Annotated in this window: 15 protein-coding genes and 4 pseudogenes; 6 read left to right on the forward strand and 13 right to left on the reverse strand. The window is 66.0% G+C overall.

Features of this window, described 5'->3' with window-relative positions:
* From M3C25_RS07050 to M3C25_RS07075, 6 genes are all read right to left on the reverse strand, one after another.
* A partial coding sequence (locus M3C25_RS07050) for a flotillin family protein (protein WP_259855476.1) occupies positions 1-1,409 on the reverse strand: 1,409 nt, incomplete at its 3' end.
* A gap of 163 nt (positions 1,410-1,572) precedes the next feature.
* Positions 1,573-3,942, reverse strand: coding sequence for a 5-methyltetrahydropteroyltriglutamate--homocysteine S-methyltransferase (metE, locus tag M3C25_RS07055; protein ID WP_259855478.1), 2,370 nt, complete (start codon positions 3,940-3,942; stop codon positions 1,573-1,575).
* Positions 3,939-4,925, reverse strand: a complete 987-nt coding sequence (locus M3C25_RS07060; protein ID WP_259855479.1) for a methylenetetrahydrofolate reductase — start codon at positions 4,923-4,925, stop codon at positions 3,939-3,941. The genes metE and M3C25_RS07060 overlap by 4 nt, the downstream gene beginning before the upstream one ends.
* Entirely contained in the window at positions 4,922-5,962 is a 1,041-nt protein-coding gene (locus tag M3C25_RS07065; protein WP_259855481.1) for an isopenicillin N synthase family dioxygenase, read from the reverse strand. Before M3C25_RS07065 ends, M3C25_RS07060 begins: the two co-directional genes overlap by 4 nt.
* Positions 5,963-6,123: 161 nt before the next feature.
* Entirely contained in the window at positions 6,124-6,765 is a 642-nt protein-coding gene (locus M3C25_RS07070; protein ID WP_259855483.1) for a response regulator, read from the reverse strand.
* Positions 6,762-8,078 (reverse strand): sensor histidine kinase, encoded by a 1,317-nt coding sequence (locus M3C25_RS07075; protein WP_259855485.1) that lies wholly within the window; start codon positions 8,076-8,078, stop codon positions 6,762-6,764. Before M3C25_RS07075 ends, M3C25_RS07070 begins: the two co-directional genes overlap by 4 nt.
* Before the next feature lie 109 nt (positions 8,079-8,187).
* Between M3C25_RS07075 and M3C25_RS07080 the strand changes: the two genes are divergently transcribed.
* Positions 8,188-9,309, forward strand: coding sequence for an ABC transporter permease (locus M3C25_RS07080; RefSeq protein WP_259835599.1), 1,122 nt, complete (start codon positions 8,188-8,190; stop codon positions 9,307-9,309).
* Positions 9,309-10,061 (forward strand): ABC transporter ATP-binding protein, encoded by a 753-nt coding sequence (locus tag M3C25_RS07085; RefSeq protein WP_259855487.1) that lies wholly within the window; start codon positions 9,309-9,311, stop codon positions 10,059-10,061. The genes M3C25_RS07080 and M3C25_RS07085 overlap by 1 nt, the downstream gene beginning before the upstream one ends.
* 73 nt (positions 10,062-10,134) lie before the next feature.
* Here the strand turns inward: M3C25_RS07085 and M3C25_RS07090 are convergent, their stop codons facing one another.
* Together M3C25_RS07090 and M3C25_RS07095 are read right to left on the reverse strand one after the other, a co-directional pair.
* Entirely contained in the window at positions 10,135-10,929 is a 795-nt protein-coding gene (locus tag M3C25_RS07090; protein ID WP_259855549.1) for a hypothetical protein, read from the reverse strand.
* Positions 10,902-11,591: pseudogene (locus M3C25_RS07095) on the reverse strand (transposase); the annotation flags it as partial. The pseudogene M3C25_RS07095 and the gene M3C25_RS07090, both read right to left, overlap by 28 nt.
* A 208-nt stretch (positions 11,592-11,799) precedes the next feature.
* On the opposite strand from M3C25_RS07095, the gene M3C25_RS07100 reads away from it, so the two are divergent.
* On the forward strand, positions 11,800-12,051 hold the full coding sequence (locus M3C25_RS07100) for an Hsp20/alpha crystallin family protein (RefSeq protein WP_311200513.1): 252 nt from the start codon (positions 11,800-11,802) through the stop codon (positions 12,049-12,051).
* Positions 12,052-12,316: 265 nt separating this feature from the next.
* Positions 12,317-12,844 (forward strand): YflT domain-containing protein, encoded by a 528-nt coding sequence (locus M3C25_RS07105; RefSeq protein WP_259835593.1) that lies wholly within the window; start codon positions 12,317-12,319, stop codon positions 12,842-12,844.
* 32 nt (positions 12,845-12,876) lie between these two features.
* Here M3C25_RS07105 and M3C25_RS07110 read toward each other — a convergent pair.
* The 5 genes and pseudogenes from M3C25_RS07110 to M3C25_RS07130 form a co-directional block, all read right to left on the reverse strand.
* A pseudogene (locus M3C25_RS07110) lies at positions 12,877-13,599 on the reverse strand (IS3 family transposase); the annotation flags it as partial.
* A gap of 37 nt (positions 13,600-13,636) precedes the next feature.
* Positions 13,637-14,113 (reverse strand): annotated as a pseudogene (locus M3C25_RS07115) (IS3 family transposase); the annotation flags it as partial.
* A gap of 106 nt (positions 14,114-14,219) precedes the next feature.
* Positions 14,220-15,647, reverse strand: a complete 1,428-nt coding sequence (gene ltrA / locus M3C25_RS07120) for a group II intron reverse transcriptase/maturase (RefSeq protein ID WP_259855489.1) — start codon at positions 15,645-15,647, stop codon at positions 14,220-14,222.
* A 541-nt stretch (positions 15,648-16,188) separates the two neighbouring features.
* The gene (locus M3C25_RS07125) at positions 16,189-16,647 is read right to left on the reverse strand and encodes a hypothetical protein (RefSeq protein ID WP_259855496.1); all 459 of its coding nucleotides are present in this window, start codon (positions 16,645-16,647) and stop codon (positions 16,189-16,191) included.
* Between the two features lie 176 nt (positions 16,648-16,823).
* On the reverse strand, positions 16,824-16,952 hold the full coding sequence (locus tag M3C25_RS07130) for a hypothetical protein (protein ID WP_259855497.1): 129 nt from the start codon (positions 16,950-16,952) through the stop codon (positions 16,824-16,826).
* Positions 16,953-17,082: 130 nt separating this feature from the next.
* Between M3C25_RS07130 and M3C25_RS07135 the strand changes: the two are divergent.
* Together M3C25_RS07135 and M3C25_RS07140 are read left to right on the forward strand one after the other, a co-directional pair.
* A pseudogene (locus tag M3C25_RS07135) lies at positions 17,083-18,273 on the forward strand (IS3 family transposase); the annotation flags it as partial.
* A gap of 322 nt (positions 18,274-18,595) precedes the next feature.
* Positions 18,596-18,943, forward strand: coding sequence for a hypothetical protein (locus M3C25_RS07140; protein WP_259855507.1), 348 nt, complete (start codon positions 18,596-18,598; stop codon positions 18,941-18,943).
* Positions 18,944-18,971: the final 28 nt, after the last annotated feature.

An 18,971-nucleotide genomic window follows, 5' to 3' on the forward strand; every position in this document is an offset into this window, starting at 1 on the left:
GTCTCCTCCGCCTCGGTGGTGGCTGGCGGCTGAGATGCCCCGGCACCCGGAGCGGGCTGAGATGCGGAAGTCTCAGAGTCTGCGGCTGTGTGCAGAAGGGTCCGGAGGTCGACTCCGGTGGTTTCATCGACGACCTGCAGCACTTTGGCGAGGTTGACGCCGATGTTCTCGCTGAGCTTCCCTTCCCCATCGGAGGAGATGATCGAGAGCCTGTCGATGCTGCCGTAGGGCTCAGCCAGTCGGCCGGCCATCTCCGGAAGCACCTTGAGGATCTCAGCCAGGCGCGCGGCATCGTTGTAGGAGGCGTACGCCTCGGCGGCGGCCTCGATCGCCCGTGCCTCGGCCTCACCGCGAGCGGCCACCGCAGCGGCCTCGGCCCGACCGCGCGTCTCAGCGGCCGCAGCGTCGTTCTGCGCTTCGACCAGTGCCGCTGCCGAGGCGCGCTCGCGCCGGTAGTGATCGGCATCGGCGTCGCGTTCGGCGGCGTACTTCTTGGCATCGGCTGGCTTCTGCACCTCACCGATGAGTTCGCGCTCACGCAGCTCGTTGTTGCGGTCGGCGATCTTCTGCTTCTCATCCAGGATGCGCTGCTCCTGCTCCGCACGGGCCAGCTCCTCAGCGGCAGCCGCCTGCGCCTTCTCGGCAGCGGTCTCACGCTGGATCGCGGCCTGGCGCAGCTCGAGGTCCTTCTGGGACTCGGCCACCCGCTGGGCATCGGCGTTCGAGGCCTCGGTCGCCTTGCGGCGCGACTCCGATTCGGCGATCGCGGCGCGCTCGGCGACGAGTGCCGCCTCGGGCCGGCCGAGATCCTTGAGATAGCCGTCATCGTCTTCGATCGAGATGATCTGGAAGGTGTCGATGACCAGGCCCTGGTTGTTCATCGAATCCGCGGCATCGGCCCGCACCTGCGCGGCGAACTCGGCGCGGTCGCGCAGCACCTGCTCGACCGTCAGCGTGCCGATGACCGCGCGCAGCGTACCGGAGAGGATCTCCTGGCAGTAGTTGTCGATGGCCTTCTGCTGATCGAGGAACCGCTGGGCTGCCTTGCGGATGTCGGCAACCGATTCGCCGACTTTGATCTGGGCGACACCGCGCAGCCGGAGGAAGATGTTGTTCGACGAGTAGCCCTCGATCTCGATGCTGATCTGGCGCGAGGACAGCGAGATCGTGTGCGCGCGGTCGAACAGCGGCCTGACGATCGCGCGACCGCCGACGACGACGCGGGTGCCGCTTTCGAGGTCGACGTCCCCGCCCTTGCTGCGGGTGGGTGCGCGGCCGGTGATGACGAGCGCCTCATTGGGCGCAGCGACGCGGTAGGCGCGGCGGAACATGATGAAACCGATGATGCCGATGATGAAGACGACGGCGAGGATCGCGCCGATACCGGTCACCAGTGTGGGATCGAACATGGGGATTCTCCTGAAAGTGACAGCGCGGGGCTGCTGGCAGTGCCGAATAGGTCACTGGCAGACTATCCGAAGAATCTGAGGCGCGGCACCGTCAGCTCGCAGCGAGCCGGCACCTGCGGCTGCCGGCCCGCTGCGAAACCAGGGACAGGGTCGTCGTCCTAGGTCAGAAGGCTGCACCAGTGGCCGCAGGAACTTCCTCGGCGGCGCGAACGCGCACTGCGTCACGGGCGGCGATGAGGTTCTCCAATGCCGGACGGACCTCCTCGTACCGGCGGGTTTTGAGTCCGCAGTCAGGATTCACCCACAGGCGATGGCGCGGCACGTGGGTCAGGGCTGCCTCCAGCAGGCCAACGAGCTCATCGACCGAGGGCACCCGCGGGGAGTGGATATCGTAAACGCCTGGGCCGACGCTGCGGTCGAACTCGGCGGGGTCGAGGCTGTCGAGCAGCTCCATCCGCGAACGGGCGGCTTCGATGCTCGTGACATCGGCATCGAGGGCATCGATGGCGTCGATGACCTGCTCGAACTCCGAATAGCACAGATGCGTGTGGATCTGGGTGCCCGGCTCCACGCCGATGCTGGCCAACCGGAAGGCATCGACCGCCCAGTCCAGATAGGCGTTCCGGGCATCGGCGCGCAGCGGCAGCAGCTCACGCAGAGCCGGCTCATCGATCTGGATGATCCGGATGCCGGCGGCCTCCAGTTCGGCAACTTCGTCGGAGAGCGCCAGGCCGATCTGCTCAGCAGCAGTCGACAGCGGCACGTCATCGCGTACGAAGGACCACGACAGGATCGTCACCGGGCCGGTGAGCATTCCCTTGACCGGTGTGTCGGTCAGGCTGGCGGCAAAGGTCGACCACGGCACCGTGATCGGAGCCGGCCGGTGCACGTCGCCGAACAGGATCGGCGGGCGGGTGCAGCGGGTGCCGTAGGACTGCACCCAGCCGTGATCGGTGACCGCGAAACCGGCCAGGTGCTCGGCGAAGTACTGCACCATGTCGTTGCGCTCGGGCTCACCGTGGACGATGACATCGAAGCCGAGCTCCTCCTGCAGGCGCACCACCTCGGCGATCTCGGCCCGCATCGTCGCCTGGTACTGCACCTCGGTGATGCGCTCATCGCGCAGCGCGGCTCGGGCGCGGCGCACCTCGGGCGTCTGCGGGAACGAGCCGATCGTCGTCGTCGGCAGCACCGGCAGGCTGAGCGCCTCCTGGGCCCGCCGGCGCTCTTCGAGGCTGCCAGCGCGCACCCGACGCTCACCGATGGCAGCGGTGCGGGCACGCACCTCGGGGTTGAGTACGCGGTCGGACTCTGCGCGGGTGCGCACCGCCCGGGCCGACCGGTCGAAGACGGGCTTACGGACACCGGCCGGGTCGGCAGCACCGCTGCCGCGGGCCCCCAGTGCCGCCGCGAGCGCCTCGACCTCGGTGAGCTTCTCAGCGGCGAAGGACAGCCAGCCGGCCACATCAACCGGCAGCCGGGTCTCGGCGGCCACTGTGTAGGGGACATGCAGCAGCGAGGTCGAGGTGGAGACCGAGACGTCGCGGCCACGGTCCTGCAGCCCGGTGAGCACCTCGAGCTCGGCAGCCAGGTCGGCAGCCCAGATGTTTCGGCCGTCGACCACCCCTGCCACCAGCCGGGTGGCGCCGAAGTCCGCTGTCTGCAGGCGGGCCAGCCAACCAGGGTCCACGGCTCGGGTGGCGGGCGAGACATCGACGCCCAGCGCCTCGGGCCCGGCGGCCAGCAGGGTCTCAAGTCCTGCCCGCAGCGCACCATATGGCGCGGTGATGAGCACCTGCGGGCGCTCACCGGCTGACAGCAGACGGGCGTGCGCGTCACCGGCGCAGGCGGCCAGGTCGGCATCGCTGATCGCGTCGAGGTCGGTCACCAGGATCGGCTCATCGAGCTGCACCCACTCGACTCCGGCGGCATGGAGGGCAGCCAGAAGTTCGGCGTAGACCTCGACGAGCTCATCGAGCCGCTCCAGCGGCGCGTGCTCTGCTCCGGCCGCCGGCTTCGACAGCGCCAGCAGGGTCACCGGACCCACCAGCACCGGACGGATCCGATGCCCGGCCTGCCGCGCCTCGGCGACGAGGTCGAGGAGACGCTGCGGGCGGGCGGTGAAGGTGCGCTCATCGGCGACTTCAGGCACCAGGTAGTGGTAGTTCGTGTCGAACCACTTCGTCATCTCCAGCGGCGGACGCTCTGCGGTGCCGCGGGCCAGAGCGAAGTACTCACCCAGGGCGGTGCCGGACGGATCCTCGCCGACGATGCCGGTGGTGATGGCAGCGTCGAGGACCTGGTCGTAGGCGGAGAAGTCGCCGGGGATCGCGTAGTCGGCGGCCAGGCCGAGCTCGCGCTGCCGCTCATAGGCGGTCACTCGCAGACTGTGGGCGGCATCGGCATAAGAGGCTTCGTCGATGGTGCCGGCCCACAGTGCTTCGAGGGCGCGCTTGAGTTCGCGGCGCGGGCCGATGCGCGGCAGCCCGGTGACGGTTGCAGGCGGGAACGCACACTTCTGTGAGGCGGTCAAAGGAAGTCCTTTCGGTCGGCGATCAGCCGGGCGAGGGTGGCTGGTCGCAGGCGGGAGAGCAGTTCGGTGATGGTCGTCGGGTCGTTGAAGGTGTAGAAGTGCAGGCCCGGCACCCCGGCGGCGATGAGCTCGTCGACGAAACCGGCGGTGAGGTCCAGGCCGATGTCGTACTCCTCGGCTGGGCTGCGGGCTGCGGCCAGCGTCTGGGAGATGCGCGGCGGTGGCGTGAGCCCGGAGAGTCGACACATCCGCTGCAGGCGCGCGGTGCCGGTGATCGGCATGATCCCCGGGATGATCGGCAGGGTGACGCCGGCCAGCCGAGCACGCTCGGCAACAGCGGTGATGAGGGCGGAGTCGAAGAACAGCTGTGTGATGGCGAAGTCGGCGCCGTTGCGCTGCTTGGCGGCCAGCACGTCGATGTCCTCCGCCGGATGCCGTGACTCGGGATGCCCGCTCGGGTAGGCCGCCACCCCGATCGCCAGCCTGCCGCCGCACAGCCGGGCGACATGGCCCTGCTCGACCTCGCGCAGCAGTGCTACGAGCGCATCGGCGTGCGCGAGGTGCCCGCGCGGGGGAGCCGACTGCCCGGCTGCCAGATCCCCGCGGACGGCGAGGAATCCGCGCACCCCGGCGTCGATGAACCGCTCGATCCACTCGATCAGCTCGCTGCGCGGGGCTGCGGTGCACGTCAGGTGGGCCAGCGGCCGCAGCCGGGTGGTCGCGGCCAGCTGCTCGATGAAGGCCGCCGTCCCCGCCGACCAGCCGGTGCCCACCGCTGAGGTGACGGCGAGGTAGTCGGGGTCGTAGGAGGCCAGCAGCTCCAGCAGCGCACCGGAGCGCTGCTGCTGGGCGGCACTGCGCGGGGGCATGACTTCGAAGGACAGCGCCAAACGGGTCCCGGACGTCCCTGCGGCCACGCCGGCCTCCGGTGCGGCGGCCGGCGACCAGGCATCGAGGGGTGCTGAGGCGGAGATCGTGCTCACTGGGCTTCCGGCGAGGCAGTCAGCAGATCGGGGTGGTGGAGTGCGGCGACGTCGGGGTGGGAGCGCAGCCGAGAGGCCAGCGCGTTCTCCCCGTAGACAGCGTGCAGCGTGTCGCGCTCATCAGCGCTCACCCCGCGCGCTGATGGGGCCAGTTCAGCAGGCAGGGTCACCTCGGGCAGGCTGGCGCGCAGGGCGGGGTTGTAGAAGAACGGCACCGAGATCCGGTCCGCACCCGGTGCGGTCGGCAGCACGCGGTGGACGGTGGCGCGCAGGTAGCCGCCCGTGGCGACTTCGAGCAGCTTGCCGATGTTGACGACGAAGGTGTTCTCGATCGGTTCGACATCGGTCCACCGGTCCTCATGCAGCACCTGCAGCCCGGTGGTCCCCGGCTGCGGGTACAGCAGGGTGAGCACCCCGCCGTCGCGGTGCGCGCCGACGCCCTGGGTGATGTCCTCGGTGGCCGTGCCCGAGGCGGTGGCAGGCTCGGGTGCCGGGTAGCGGATGATCTTGATGAAGGACTCGGGGTCTTCGGCGAAGGCCGGTGCGAAGAAGTCAGCCGGCTGGCCGAGGCTCACCGCCCATTCGGACAGCAGCCGGGCTGCGACCGCACTCAGCTGGGTGTGCCAGGCGTCGGTGACGGCCCTGAGCTCCGGCAGGGCCTCCGGGTAGAGGTTCGGGCCGGTGAGCCGGTCGTAGGCGTGCAGCGGTTCGGCGACCGGTGCGCGGTGTGGGCCGATGTCGATCTGCTCGCGCCAGTCGACCAGGCCCTGGGTGCGCTCGCCGCCGGTGCGGGTGTAGCCGCGGAAGTGCGGGGAGCGGGTGTTCTCGATGGCGAGCTTGTCCTCCTCGGGCAGGGCGAAGAAGCGCTCAGCGGTCTCAAGCAGGGCGGTGAAGTCTGCGGCGGGGATGCCGTGGCCGGTGAGGTAGAAGAATCCGATCGAGTGGGTGACCTCGCGCAGCTGGCGGTGGAAGTCAGCGGCCAGCTGCGGATCGTCGGCACGCGACAGGTCGAGGATGGGCAAGCGGATCAGCGGCATGATGGCTCCTAGGTCTGTGGGAGGACTGATGCGGAACTCACGCTAGGTCCGGGCGGCGGCCGGAGCCGGTGGGGATGTCACGGCACGCCTCATAGCGTCATAAACATGCCATGCAGCGTCATGAATGCGACTTCTCGCGTCATCTGCCGACGCGCAGCCGGTCAGTCGCGCACTATGCGCTGCTCGCGAGCGGCAGCGATCGCTGCGGTGCGGTTGGAGACGCCGAGCTTGGAGTAGATGTGGTTGAGGTGAGTCTTGACGGTCGCCTCAGAGATGAACAGCACGCTGGCGATCTCCCGGTTCGATGTCCCGGTGGCCAGCAGCTGCAGGATCTCGATCTCCCGGTTCGACAGCGAGATGCCCGGGCTGCGCATCCGGTCGAAGAGCCGGGCGGCGATCTCCGGGGCCAGGGCGGTGCGCCCGGCGGCGGCTTCGGTGACGGCCTGCCGGATCTTCTCCGGGTCGGCGTCCTTGAGCATGTAGCCCGAGGCACCGGCTTCGATTGCTGCGACGATGTCGGAGTCGGAGTCGTAGGTGGTGAGGATGAGCACCGGCAGGTCCGGGCGGGACTCCTTGAGTCTGCGGGTCGCACTCACCCCGTCCATCCCGGCCATCTGCAGGTCCATGAGCACGACGTCGACCGGTTCGCCCAACGTCTCGGCCCGCTCGACGGCCTTGATGGCCTGCATGCCGTCGGAGGCCTCGGCGGCGACCTCGAACTCAGCGAAGCCGTTGAGCATGGCGATGAGACCGGTGCGCACGACCGGATGGTCATCGACGATGAGCAGGCGGATCTCAGTCATACCGTTCCCTCCAGTGGCTGGGGCGGGCGGTCCTCGACCGGGGTCAGCGGCAGGCTGACACCGACGACGGTGCCCTGGCCGGGAGCTGATTCGACGGTGACCTCCCCGCCGGCCTGGCCGATGCGCTCACGCAGCAGGCGCAGCCCGTAGCCGGAGTCGCGACCGCCCCGGTCGGCCGGGTCCGCCTGCAGCACGCGGCCGGGATCGAAACCGCGGCCGTTGTCGAAGACGTCGATGGTGACGATGTCGTCGAAGAACGCCAAGGTCACCCGTGCTGCCGAGGCGTGTGCGTGGGCGGCGACGTTCGACAGCAGCGACTGCACAGACCGCACGAGTGCCGCCTCGGTCGCGGCTGAAACCGGGACCGGGTCACCCTCGAGAGCGAACGTGCACGTCAGGTCCTGCCCGGCGGCCTGGGCGCGCTCCTGCGTGTCGGCGCACAGCTGCGGCAGGCGCTCGAGCAGCCGGGTGGTGCGCTGCTTCTGCGGGGCCTGCCCGGCAGCCAGATCGCGGACGAAGGCGCGGGCCTCGGCGAGATTCTCAGAGGCGGTGCGCTCGATGATGTCGATGTAGTCATCGGCAGCCTCGGGCTTGCCGCCGGCCTGCGCATCACGGGCGGCGCGGGAGACGAGCACGATGCTCGACAGGCCCTGGGCGAGGGTGTCGTGGATCTCCTGGGCGAGGCGTTCGCGTTCGGCCAGCTGCCCGGCCTCGTGCTGGGCGGCGGCGAGTTCGCTGCGAGTGCGGATGAGCTCTTCGACCGCGCGGCGCTGATGTTCGCTCTCGGTGTAGAGGGCCTGGTAGACCAGCGACATGATGATCGCCACCCCGGCGCCGAGCAGCGGGCCGACGATGAGCGCTGGCTGCAGCTGACCGGTGTGCGCCCACTGGATGGCACCGACCGAGCAGGCGAGTGCGAGCACGGCGAAGATCGCATGCCGGGTGCGCAGGATGTGCAGGTGCAGGAAGAACAGCGGGAAGGCCAGCCAGGTGAAGTGCTCGCTCAGCGAGACGAGGCACAGCCACTGCACGGTGACCGCGGCCAGCCACATCATCGCCATGCGCTGCGGCAGACCGGCGAGCCGGCCGTCGACGCCGACGTGCTCGCTGTGGTGCTTCTCGCGCACCGTGCCGTAGACGTAGGTCGCGGCCAGCAGGACCGAGAGCACCAGGATGATCCAGCCGATGCCGTGCAGCCCGATCTCGGTCAGCGCGCGGATGAGCCCGATGCCCATGAGGAGCGCGAACCCGACATGCAGGGTCACCCGCATGGCGCGCAGCACCAGCGGAACACGGCTGTCAGGCTCGGGCATAGTCCAACTCTAGCCGTGCCGCTGCGCTGTGAGAATCAATCGAATGGTTGAGGCGAAGTCCCACCGTTCTCCCGATGTGCGCACGCGCGGAAGGCGAGATCGTGGAGATATGTTCCTAGCATTTCGTGAGATCAAGTTCGCCAAGGGCCGCTTCGCCCTCATGGCCGCAGTCGTCGCGCTCATCAGCGTGCTGCTCATCATGCTCTCCGGGCTCACCGCCGGCCTGGCCCGCCAGTCCACCTCGGCGATCGCCGAGCTGCCGGCCTCGATGGTGGCCTTCGGCAGCGGCAGCGAGGATGAGGAGGTCGACGACCCGTCCTATACCCAGTCCCGCGTCACCACCGATCAGGTTGAGACCTGGCAGTCGACGGCTGGTGTCTCCGATGCCGAACCGCTGGGCATCGTGCAGTCCCGCCTCGAACTCGACACCTCCACCCAGGCTGCCGGCTTCGCCGCCGAACCCGGTTCGGGCATCGCCCCGGAAGCGCTGCGCGCTGAGACCATCGTGCTGAGCGAGGAGCTCGCGACCGAGCTGTCAGCCAAGACCGGTGACATCGTCACCTTCGGCGGCACCGAGCTCGAGGTCGCCGGCACGATCCCCGACCAGTGGTACTCCCACACCCCGGTCGCCTGGATCGACCTGGCGACGTGGAAGTCCATCACCCATATCTCCGACCCCGAGGTGGCAGGCACCGTCGTGCTCGCCAACGTCACCGACACCTCGGTCGCGGCAGCTGGCAGCCAAACCGCCGGCACCGACGTCGACGACGTCCGGGCTGAGGCCGACGACAGGGCCGGCACCGTGTCGATGACGCCGAAGGAGAGCTTCTCCGCGCTCGCCTCATACAGCTCGGAGAACGGCTCGCTGACCCTCATTCAGGCGTTCCTCTACGGCATCTCCGCCCTTGTCGTCGCTGCGTTCCTCAGCGTGTGGACGATCCAGCGGACTCGTGAGATCGCCGTGGTCAAGGCACTCGGCGGCTCCACCCGCTATGTGCTCGGCGACGCCCTCGGCCAGGCGCTCATCGTGCTCGGCATCGGCGTCATCGCCGGCGGCATCATCGGCATCGCAGCGGGTCTGGCTCTGTCCTCGGTCGCACCGTTCACCGTCAGCCCGGCGACCACGCTGCTGCCGATGGCAGGCGTGGTCGGCATCGGCCTCATCGCCGCCGCCTTCGCCGTCCGCCGTGTCACCCGCGTCGACCCGCTTCTCGCATTGGGAGGAAACTGATGACCACCATCCTGCAGACCACGAACACCCAGAGCACCGCCGCCGCCAGCGCTCCTGCGCTAGAGCTGGAGCGCATCACGCTGACCTACCCGGACGGCACCGGCACCGTCACCGCCCTCGATGACGTGAACCTGACCCTGACCCCGGGCACTGTCACCGCGATCGTCGGCCCGTCCGGCTCGGGCAAGTCCAGCCTGCTCGCGGTCGGCTCGACACTGGTGACCCCGACCTCCGGCGTGGTGCGCATCGACGGCACCGACGTCGGACGCCTCAAGGAGTCCGAGCGCAGCCGGCTGCGCCGCGAGAAGATCGGCATCGTCTTCCAGCAGCCGAACCTGCTGGAGTCGCTGACCGCCGTCGAGCAGCTCATCATCACCGACAAGCTGCGCGGCAAGGGCGGCGGGGATGACACCCGCAAGCGGGCTGAGGCACTGCTCGAACGCGTCGGCTTAGCCGATGCCGCCAGGCGCCGGCCCCACCAGCTCTCCGGTGGTCAGCGGCAGCGCGTCAACATCGCCCGCGCCCTCATGGGCGATCCGAACGTCCTGCTCGTCGATGAGCCGACCGCCGCTCTCGACCACGACCGCTCTGAGGCGATCATGGACCTGCTGTGCGAGGTGACGAAGGAGTTCAACGTCGCCACCGTCATCGTCACCCATGACACCGAGTTCCTGCCGAAGACCGATGCCGTTGCCACGATGCGCGACGGCCGGCTCTCCTACGCGGAGAACTCCGCCGCTGTGGCGAGCTGATCCTCCCAGCACAGCGAAGCGCCTCTGGTTCACACAGAACCAGAGGCGCTTTGCTCATCTACTACCGGTCAGGTCACCGGCGGCGTCGTGCGGCGATGACGACTGCCGCTCCGCCTCCTATCAGCAGGGCTGCGCCGAACAGCGCGCTGCCGACACCGGCACCAGTCCGCGGCAGGTAGCGTCCGTCACGATCGCGGTCACGACCGTTGTCGTCCCTGCCGTCGTCGTCGCGGCCGTTGTCGTCGCCGTTGTCATCACCTGGCGGCGTCGGTCGCGGCTCATCAGTCGGCTTGTCAGTCGCGGTGGGCTCATCGGTCGCGGTCGGATCGTCCGTTGCGGTGGGCTCATCGGTCGGGGTGGGCTCAAGGCAGCCGCGGCGTTCGAGGACCTCTTCGGGGTACTCGCCGGTGAACTTGCCGTCGATGGCGAATCCCGTGGTGTTGATGTCGGTGCCCTCGTTCGGAGTGGCTGTGGCCGTGAACATGATGTGGCTGTCAGCCGGCATCTCCGGCAGTGTCACTACCAGCTTGCCGTCAACGAGTTCGTAGGTCGGCATCTCGGTCGGCACATTGTTGAAGCGCGGGTTCTCGTTGGTGCCGGGGTCGTGGAAGAGGAAGTCGGACCCGGTTCCTCCGTAGAAGCGGTGGAACAGGTACATCTGCGGTGAGCTGCCGGCCCATTCGACACCGGTCTGCTCTTCGACGGTGGAAGGATCGTTGAAGGTCCAGTTGTCACCGGGTTCGAGGACGAGCTTCGCTCCTGCCTTGATCGGCTCAGTCGTGCCGATCGGAATGCGCCAGCGCAGGGTCTCACCGATGAAGAAGTGCTGGATTTCCGACAGGCCACGACCTCGATCCCATCGCGCCAAGCCTGATCCCGCTCGGCCAGCCAGTCCTTGAACGCCTTCTTCGACCGACCTTCGACCACGTCCAGCAGGCGTGAGGGCCCGGTGCCGTCCCGGACCGGGGTGAGGTCGATGATCACGGTGACGTACTTGTCACCGCGCCGGGTGTGCCGCCACACGTGCTCATCGACCCCGACGACCTTGACACCGTCCAGGCGGGTTGGGTCCTCGATGAGCAGACGCCGGCCCTCAGCCAGGACCGCGTCGTTGGCGGTGTTCCACGCCACGCCCAGTCCTTCGGCAACTCGGGCCATCGACAGGTGGCCGACGACGATCCCGACCAGACCCCACCGCAGGCCGGCGCGGGAGATCTTGGCCCGCGGCGGCGCCGCAGCGGTGGTGTCCTGACGCCACACGTGCGAGCACTCCTTGCAGCGGTAGCGGCGCACGGTGAGCGCCAGCGTGGTAGGGCGCCACCCGAACGGCTCGTGCGCCAACTCCCTGCTCACCGTGTCACGGGGCACGCCCTGGCAGCCGCACCGCCTGCACCAGTCGTCCGGCTCCACGACCCGGCACGCCAGCACGGACCGGTCAGGCTCGAGCAGCTGGCCGGTGACCTCCAGACCGAGGCCGTCGAGGCGGGTGAAGGTAGTCAGGTCAGGGCGCGTGAAGGTAGCGTCAGGCACGTCGAGGTCTTCCGGACGGGTTGTGTGAGAACTCCCATCATCGGAAGACCTCGACCCTCACCCCGACACCGACGCGCCGCCCCAGGTCGCACCACAGCTACACCCTCATCTGTGAAGAGCCGGTAGTAGTTGCACCCACGGAGTGACCGCACTAACATGGACATAGTCTGATACGTCCGACGCCACCATATCGGGAAGGAATCGAGACATCGACGTCGACGGTCAGCTGCTGACCATCCGCGCCCAGCGCACTGCACCCCGCACCGAGGGAGCCAAGTGGCTCGTTCAGGAGCGACCCGCGGGCACCTACCTCCGCCAGTTCAGCATCGGCGAGGGTGTCGACTCAGCCAACGTCTCCGCCTCCTACGACGACGGCGTGCTCAGCCTGGTCATCCCAGTAAGCGAAAAGGCAAAACCCCGCAAGATTCATGTCCTGAGTCAGCACTCGACTCAGGAGTAACGCCCGGCCGGAGACCCATCGACGAGCCAAAGTTAGCAAGACGACAAGCCCCACACCGACATAGAACATGCCGCGGATGAAGGACACGGAACAACCCAACTCCATGCTTCTCGTTCGCGGCACGCGCCGAAAGCAAACAAGGGCGACCTTTCCCTGATGCCGAACGGCGCAACACCCGTCCTTGCAAGACCGGAAGACGGGCATGCACCCAGCCTTCTGGTCTTAGCACGGTGGTTCATCCAGTTTTCACTGAAGGAGTACGCCCATGACCAGCCCCGAGACCCCTCGCAACAACCCTCCGGAGCAGGAGGCTAATGAGTTCTCGTTCACCAATGACCCCCGCTGGAAGCAAACGATCGCGCAGTTCTCTGACTACGCCAGTGCGCAGGCAGCGGTTGACCGTCTTTCCGACGCCGGCTTCGCTGTGGAACGAGTGACGATCGTGGGGCTCGACATTCGTGTTGTCGAGCAGGTACTCGGTCGCTTGACAGGAGGAAAGGCTGCGCTACGGGGCGCAGCCGTTGGAGCATGGTTCGGTGTTCTGCTAGGTCTGCTGTTCGGGCTGTTCGCCCCCGGATTCGGTTGGCTGGCCATCGTGATCATCTCGGTCGCCTCTGGCGCAGTTTGGGGCGCTTTGCTTTACTTCCTTGGACACCTGGCTACGGGCGGCCGACGGGACTTCGACTCACTGAAGACCCTTGAGGCCGGCCACTACGAGGTCCAAGTGGAAGCACCATACGCTGCGGAGGCCGCTCGTCTCCTCGCGGACCAGACCGCCCACCCCGGAGACTGAAAAGGCGTGAAGTGAAGCGCCCTGAGTCTGGGGTAGCCGTGTAGGCGCTGGGTGTCGTGCCAGTGCACCCATCCGAGGGTCGCGAGCCCGAGGTCCTCGACCGTCCGCCACGGTCCGGGACGGGCGGGGCCGCGGACGAGTTCGGTCTTGTAGTAGCCGTTCACGGTCTCAGCGAGGGCGTTGTCATAACTGTCGCCGACGGTCCCAATAGATGGCGTCGCGCCTATCTCGGCGAGACGTTCGCCGTAGCGAATGGACGTGAACTGGGACCCTGCGTCGCTGTGGCAGCGGAGATCGTCGTGGTGAGCGCTGCGGGACCAGCACCCCATCTCGATCGCGTCGAGGATCATCTCGGTGCGCATGTGTGACGCGCACCGCCACCCGACGATCATCCGGGAGAACGCGTCGACGACGAAGCAGACGTAAGCGACGCCCGCCCAGGCCGGGACGAACGTCAGATCTGTGACCCGGAGCCGATTCGGCGCGGTCGCAGTGAACTCCCGCTTCACCAGGTCCGGGTGCCGTGCCGCGGTCGGATCTGGCCGGGTCGTCTTCACCCGCTTCGACCTGGTCGCGCCCTCAATCCCTGCGGCGCGCATGAGCCGGCCCGTCTGATCTCGGCCGATGCCGATCCCGGCGCGACGCGCGGTCTTCCAGAGCTTTCGGACCCCGTAGACGCAGTAGTTGTCCTGCCAGAGCGGCACCAGCTCCGGGGTCAACGCAGCGTCGCTCACCGCACGAGCGGACGGGGCACGGTCGGGACTGCCGCACCGTTAGGTGACAGTTGGGGTGTTAGGCCGCGAGGCTCACGGCCGGGTCCATGATGGTCTCGTATTCGATGGGGGTCAATCGACCCAGGCGTGCCTGTCGACGGCGGCGGTGATACTTGCGTTCGATCCAGGTGACGATCGCGATCCGGAGCTCGTCGCGGGTCCGCCACCGCTTCCGGTCCAGGACGTTCTTCTGGAGCAGTGCGAAGAAGGACTCCATCGCCGCATTGTCGCCGGCGGCGCCGACCTTTCCCATTGAGCCGATGAGGTGGTGACGGTTCAGCGCGTGCACGAACTTCCGCGACCGGAACTGCGATCCTCGGTCCGAATGCACGATGCAGCCAGCGACGTCACCGCGGCGGGAAGTGGCGTTGTCCAGGGCGTTCACCGCCAGTCGCGCTTTCATTCGGTCGCTGATCGAGTAGCCGACGATCCGGCCGGAGAACACGTCCTTGATGGCGCAGAGGTAGAGCTTGCCCTCGCTGGTCCAGTGCTCGGTGTAGGGTCGGCCAGCAGCGCCCTGCCAGTCTTTGAACTGATGGGTTTCTGCTGGCCGCCCTCCGAACCGGACGTGCCCATTCCTGAGCATCCGGCTCTCCATGTGATCATGCCAAGGCGTTCGTCCATGGTGTGGGAATGCGGGTTCCTCGATACCGGTAGCGGGCCACGGTGACCTGCTGGCATCGGAAGAACTCGATTCCTTGGTCGCGGATCTGCCAGCCGGGCAGATGCCGACGTACCAGGGTGCGCATGTTCAGTTTCGGGTGTCGTTTCTTCAACCAGCCGACGATCCGCCAGAAGGCGAAGTGGTCGATGTAGCTGAAGAGGTGTTTCACGACGCCGTGTTGAAAGTATGTGCACCAACCCCGCAATGCCGGGTTTAACCGGCGTAGCAGGTCGGCGAGTGTTCGATGAGATGCCCGGCGGGTCAGCGTCCGCACCTTGTCCTTGATGGAAGCCAGGGACTTCCGTGACGGGTAGGTGTAGATCGCGGTTTTCCCGCCATGACCTCTGATTCGGCGGCGCTGGATGTGCCACCCGAGGAAGTCGAACCCGGCGTCTATGTGCGTGGCCATCGTCTTCTCGACCGACAGGCGTAAACCCATCGGCGCGAGCACTGCAGCGACTTCGTCCCAGAGCGCTTCGGCATCAGCGTGGGTGCCACGGACGAGGACAACGAAGTCGTCCGCGTAGCGGACCATCTTCATCGTCGCGCCCCCAGCGCGTTGATACTTCGTGCGCGACCATTGCGGTCCGAGCGCATCCCACTTGCGTTGGAAATGCTCGTCCACCACGGACAGGGCGATATTTGCCAGCAACGGCGACAGAATCCCGCCTTGCGGGGTACCGGTGAACGTGTTCCTGTTCACACCGTCCTCTCTGAGGACTCCCGCTTTCAGGAAACCGCGGGTCAGACGCAATACGCGTTTGTCGGTGATGCGACCGTGGACACGCTGCATGAGCGCGTCGTGGTCGATCTCGTCGAAACACGCGGTGATGTCCGCTTCAAATACCTCCACGTAGCCACGTGAGGCGTAGTAGTGGATCTCCGCGATCGCGTCCTGCGCCCGACGGTGCGGCCGAAACCCATACGAGGACGGCACAAAGTCCGCCTCGAAAATCGGTTCCAGCACCAGTTTCAGGGAGGCCTGAACGATCCGGTCCGTCATCGTCGGAATCCCCAAGCTACGGACCTTGCCGTTGCCCTTCGGGATCGACTTCTGACGCACCCGTTCCGGGACGAACTCGCCGTTCTTGACGCTCTCGCGCAGATCGGCGAGCATCCCCGACACTCGGTCCGGGGTGACGGATCGCGGCGCGATCCCATCGACTCCAGCAGTGCGGCCTCCCTTGTTTCCCGCCACCCGATTCCACGCCGCGGCGAGGAACGCGGGGTCATAGACCAGATTGAACACATCATCGAAACGACGAGCAGGATCGCCCGTCGCCCATCGGTGCAGTTTCGTCTGCATAGTCAGTACCCGCGCCCACGCCTCCGATGTGTCGGCAGGCCACGGAACATCCGCATTCACGGCTGTGCCTCCTTTTCTGCTTCTGTCACTGCGATCACACTGGACCCCTTCGCCATGTGACCGGCTTTCCCGGCCTCGGACTACTACAGGCCCTCCGCCCCACCCCGGCCCGATCAGCAGACCGTGCACTCAGCCGAGGAAATCGTCGCTGGCTGCGACGGTGCCCCGGCGGAACCGGGATGGTTCCCACGTTCACTTCCGAACCTTTCGACGGGATCGGCACCCAGTTATGCCCCAGCATCCTCGCCACGACTACGCCGCAGTCATTCACCGTGGCCTCCCGACCGGCGACATCACCCAGCCCAGGAGTTCTCCCCACCACCGAAGCGGCGAGGGTGCGCGATGCAACCCGACCCACATCCACCAGGTTGGAGTCGGTGGTCTTCAATTGAGGGGCTTTCAGCCACTGGTTCCTATCCGTATGCCTCTCCGTCTCGCTAGCCGAGCCCGCACCATCTGGCAGTACTGATACGACTCGTCGTTGTCGAGGACTGCTCCACCCGCCGCATTCACGCCAACACGGCAGATCGTCCTCCAGCTATCACACGCCTGCTGCGACAGACGCGAAGCGGTGTCCTTTCACCACCGCAAGGTCCAGAAGCGCCTCGTGGCGCTCGATGTCGGTCAGCCACAGTTCGTTGACGTCATCGGCGGAGAAGTCCCGCTTCACGAGATCATCATGGACTGGTGGCCCGGGACGCTTCCCGTTCTTGCCGCGCTTCTTCCCGAACACGGACCACCACTGGTTGTCCCGGCAGATCCTCCATGCCGTGCGCTCACACATCACCTCGCCGGCCTCTGCGGCTTCGCCGACCAGGAACCGGTACCCGTACTCGGGGTCGTCGACGTGGGCGTCCAGCAGCGCGTTGGCGCGGTATGCCTCGATCAGCTCGGCCTGGGTGACCTGCTGTTTCCGCCAGCGGTAGTAGGGCTGACGGGAGAGCTTGAGGACCCGCAGGGACACCGCGACGGGGATGCCGTCGGCGGCGATCTCGCTCACGAGCGGGTAGGACCTTTTCCCGGCAGGTTCGCCTGGCAGAGGTAGGCAGCGGCGCGGCGGAGGACCTCGTTCTCCTGCTGAAGCAGTCGGATCTGTTTGCGCGCCTCACGCAGCTCGGCCGATTCCTCCCGGCTCTTGCCGGGGCGGTTGCCGTCGTCGATGTCGGCTTGGCGAATCTACGTATGGAGCGTCATTTCGTGGACGCCGAAGTCCTTCGCGATCTGCGCGATGGTGATGCCGTCCTCGCGGGACCGGGCCACTCGCACGACGTCTTCGCGGAACTCCTGGGGGTAGGGAGCGGGCATGGTGCACATCCTTCCAGGCCGCCCTGCGGGCAAGCCCAGTGAGGTTACCCTCGATTAGTGGTGAGGTTACCCTCGATTAGTGGACACCCGAGTTAGCGGGATTTGCTGTCCTGCTGGAAGGATGTTCAGTATGTCAGATCAGAAGCGCCAGCGGCGTTCTTATACTCAGGAGTATCGGGTCGAGGTTGCGGGTCTTGTCATTGACACTGGCAGGTCTATTGCTGCGGTGGCCAGGGAAATCGGAGTCGGTGAGCAGACCCTGGGCACCTGGGTGAAAGCAGAGAAGGGCCGGCGTCGCGTCGATGGGGAGTCCACGGGCGCGTTGAACGAGGATGAGCGGGCTGAATTGGCACGGTTGAGGCGGGAGAATTTCGATCTGAAACAGGACAATGAGTTCCTGGGAAAAGCAGCCGCCTTCTTCGCGTCGAAGCCTCGAAACAAGAGAGATTCGAACTGATGGATTCGGAGAAGGCACGTTACGCGATCTGCCGGATGGCCAGACTCCTTGATGTGACGAGATCCGGGTACTACGCATGGAAGAAGCGCCGGCAGGCCGGAGCTTCGAAGCGCAGCAGAGCGCAACGTAATCTTGACGGGCAGGTCGCAGCGGTCCATGCGGAGTCTGATGGTGTCTACGGGGCACCGCGGGTGGCAGCGCAATTGGCTCGACAAGGCGTGTGCGTGGATGAGAAGACAGTCGCGGCATCGCTGCGCAGGCAGGGCCTTGAAGGGATCAGCCCGCGCAGGTTCAAGCCGGTGACGACTCTGCCGGGTGTGGCGACTCATCACATTCCGGACCTCGTGAAACGGGTCTGGGACCGAGGTGAGTTGGATGCTGTGTGGATCAGTGATATTACGTATCTTCGCACGTGGGAAGGGTTCGTGTATTTGTGTGTGATCCGCGATGGATGCTCACGCCGAGTGATCGGTTGGGCAATGGCCGATCGGCAGAATTCTGACCTCGTGGAACGGGCGTTGAGGATGGCTCATACATTAAGAGAAATGGTTCCAGATGACGTCATATTTCATGCGGACAAAGGCGCGCAGTACACGTCGGCTCAGTTGCATCAGGCATCTGTCGAACTGGGGCTTAAACAATCGGTGGGCCGGACTGGGGTGTGTTGGGATAACGCGATGTCGGAATCATTCTGGTCGTCGTTGAAAACGGAGTTCTTCGAGCGGCGAGTGTGGCCGACCCGGGCTGAAGCAATGCGGGCAGTCGCTGGCTGGATCGAAGTGGCCTAATAACCGACGGCGGTTGCACTCGGCGTTGGGAATGGTCCCGCCGGTGGAGTTCGAAAAGAAGTTCTTGGCCGAGCAGAGTGCCGGCCAGGTCGATCCTGGCGTTGGAAGAAAGCCGCGAAAGCAACAGCATTTGGGGCAGCGAGCGGAATCGGTTGGGGTGGCGGTGCAAGGGCTGTGGGAATGCGCTTTCGCTCAAAGAGTGGATTGAGTGTCCAGTTTACAAAGAATAGGGGTGCGCGCGGTACAACATTCCGATGGAAAATCAAGCGAGTGCTTGGAATTCACAGTCATCGTTTCAGGCACAAGAATGGGAAGATGTCAAAAATACCATTTCATCTACACTACCGAACTAAGCGCGCCGGTTACAAACGGCATAGGCCGTGGCAAGGGGGGTTTAGATGATCGAGGCCGGATACTTAATTCCTCCAGATGATTCAGTCAGAGGGATTGTCGTCTATGATTCTGGGTTGTGTGACGGCGTGTGCTTCTGTGACATGTTCTCGGACTGGGAAGTTGAGCTAACCAGGCGTTTTCCCAAAGTATATGTCGTTACAGAGAATGAAGGCCTGTTCTGCCTGGTTTATAATGGCAGTCGTTCTGAACCGAAGTGTGAGGCCATTTTCGATGAAGCGCTAACGGCAATTGATATATTGCGTGCGCTCAAAGTTGATCGGTCTCGGATTCTATCTCTAGGAAGAATTTTCGCCATGTCGTACAAGATGCTGTTTGATGAGCTCTACGACTAGAAGCTTAATGGGCTCTTCACAATCGAGG

This window comes from Brevibacterium luteolum (genome assembly GCF_025147615.1).
Classification (GTDB): domain Bacteria; phylum Actinomycetota; class Actinomycetes; order Actinomycetales; family Brevibacteriaceae; genus Brevibacterium; species Brevibacterium luteolum.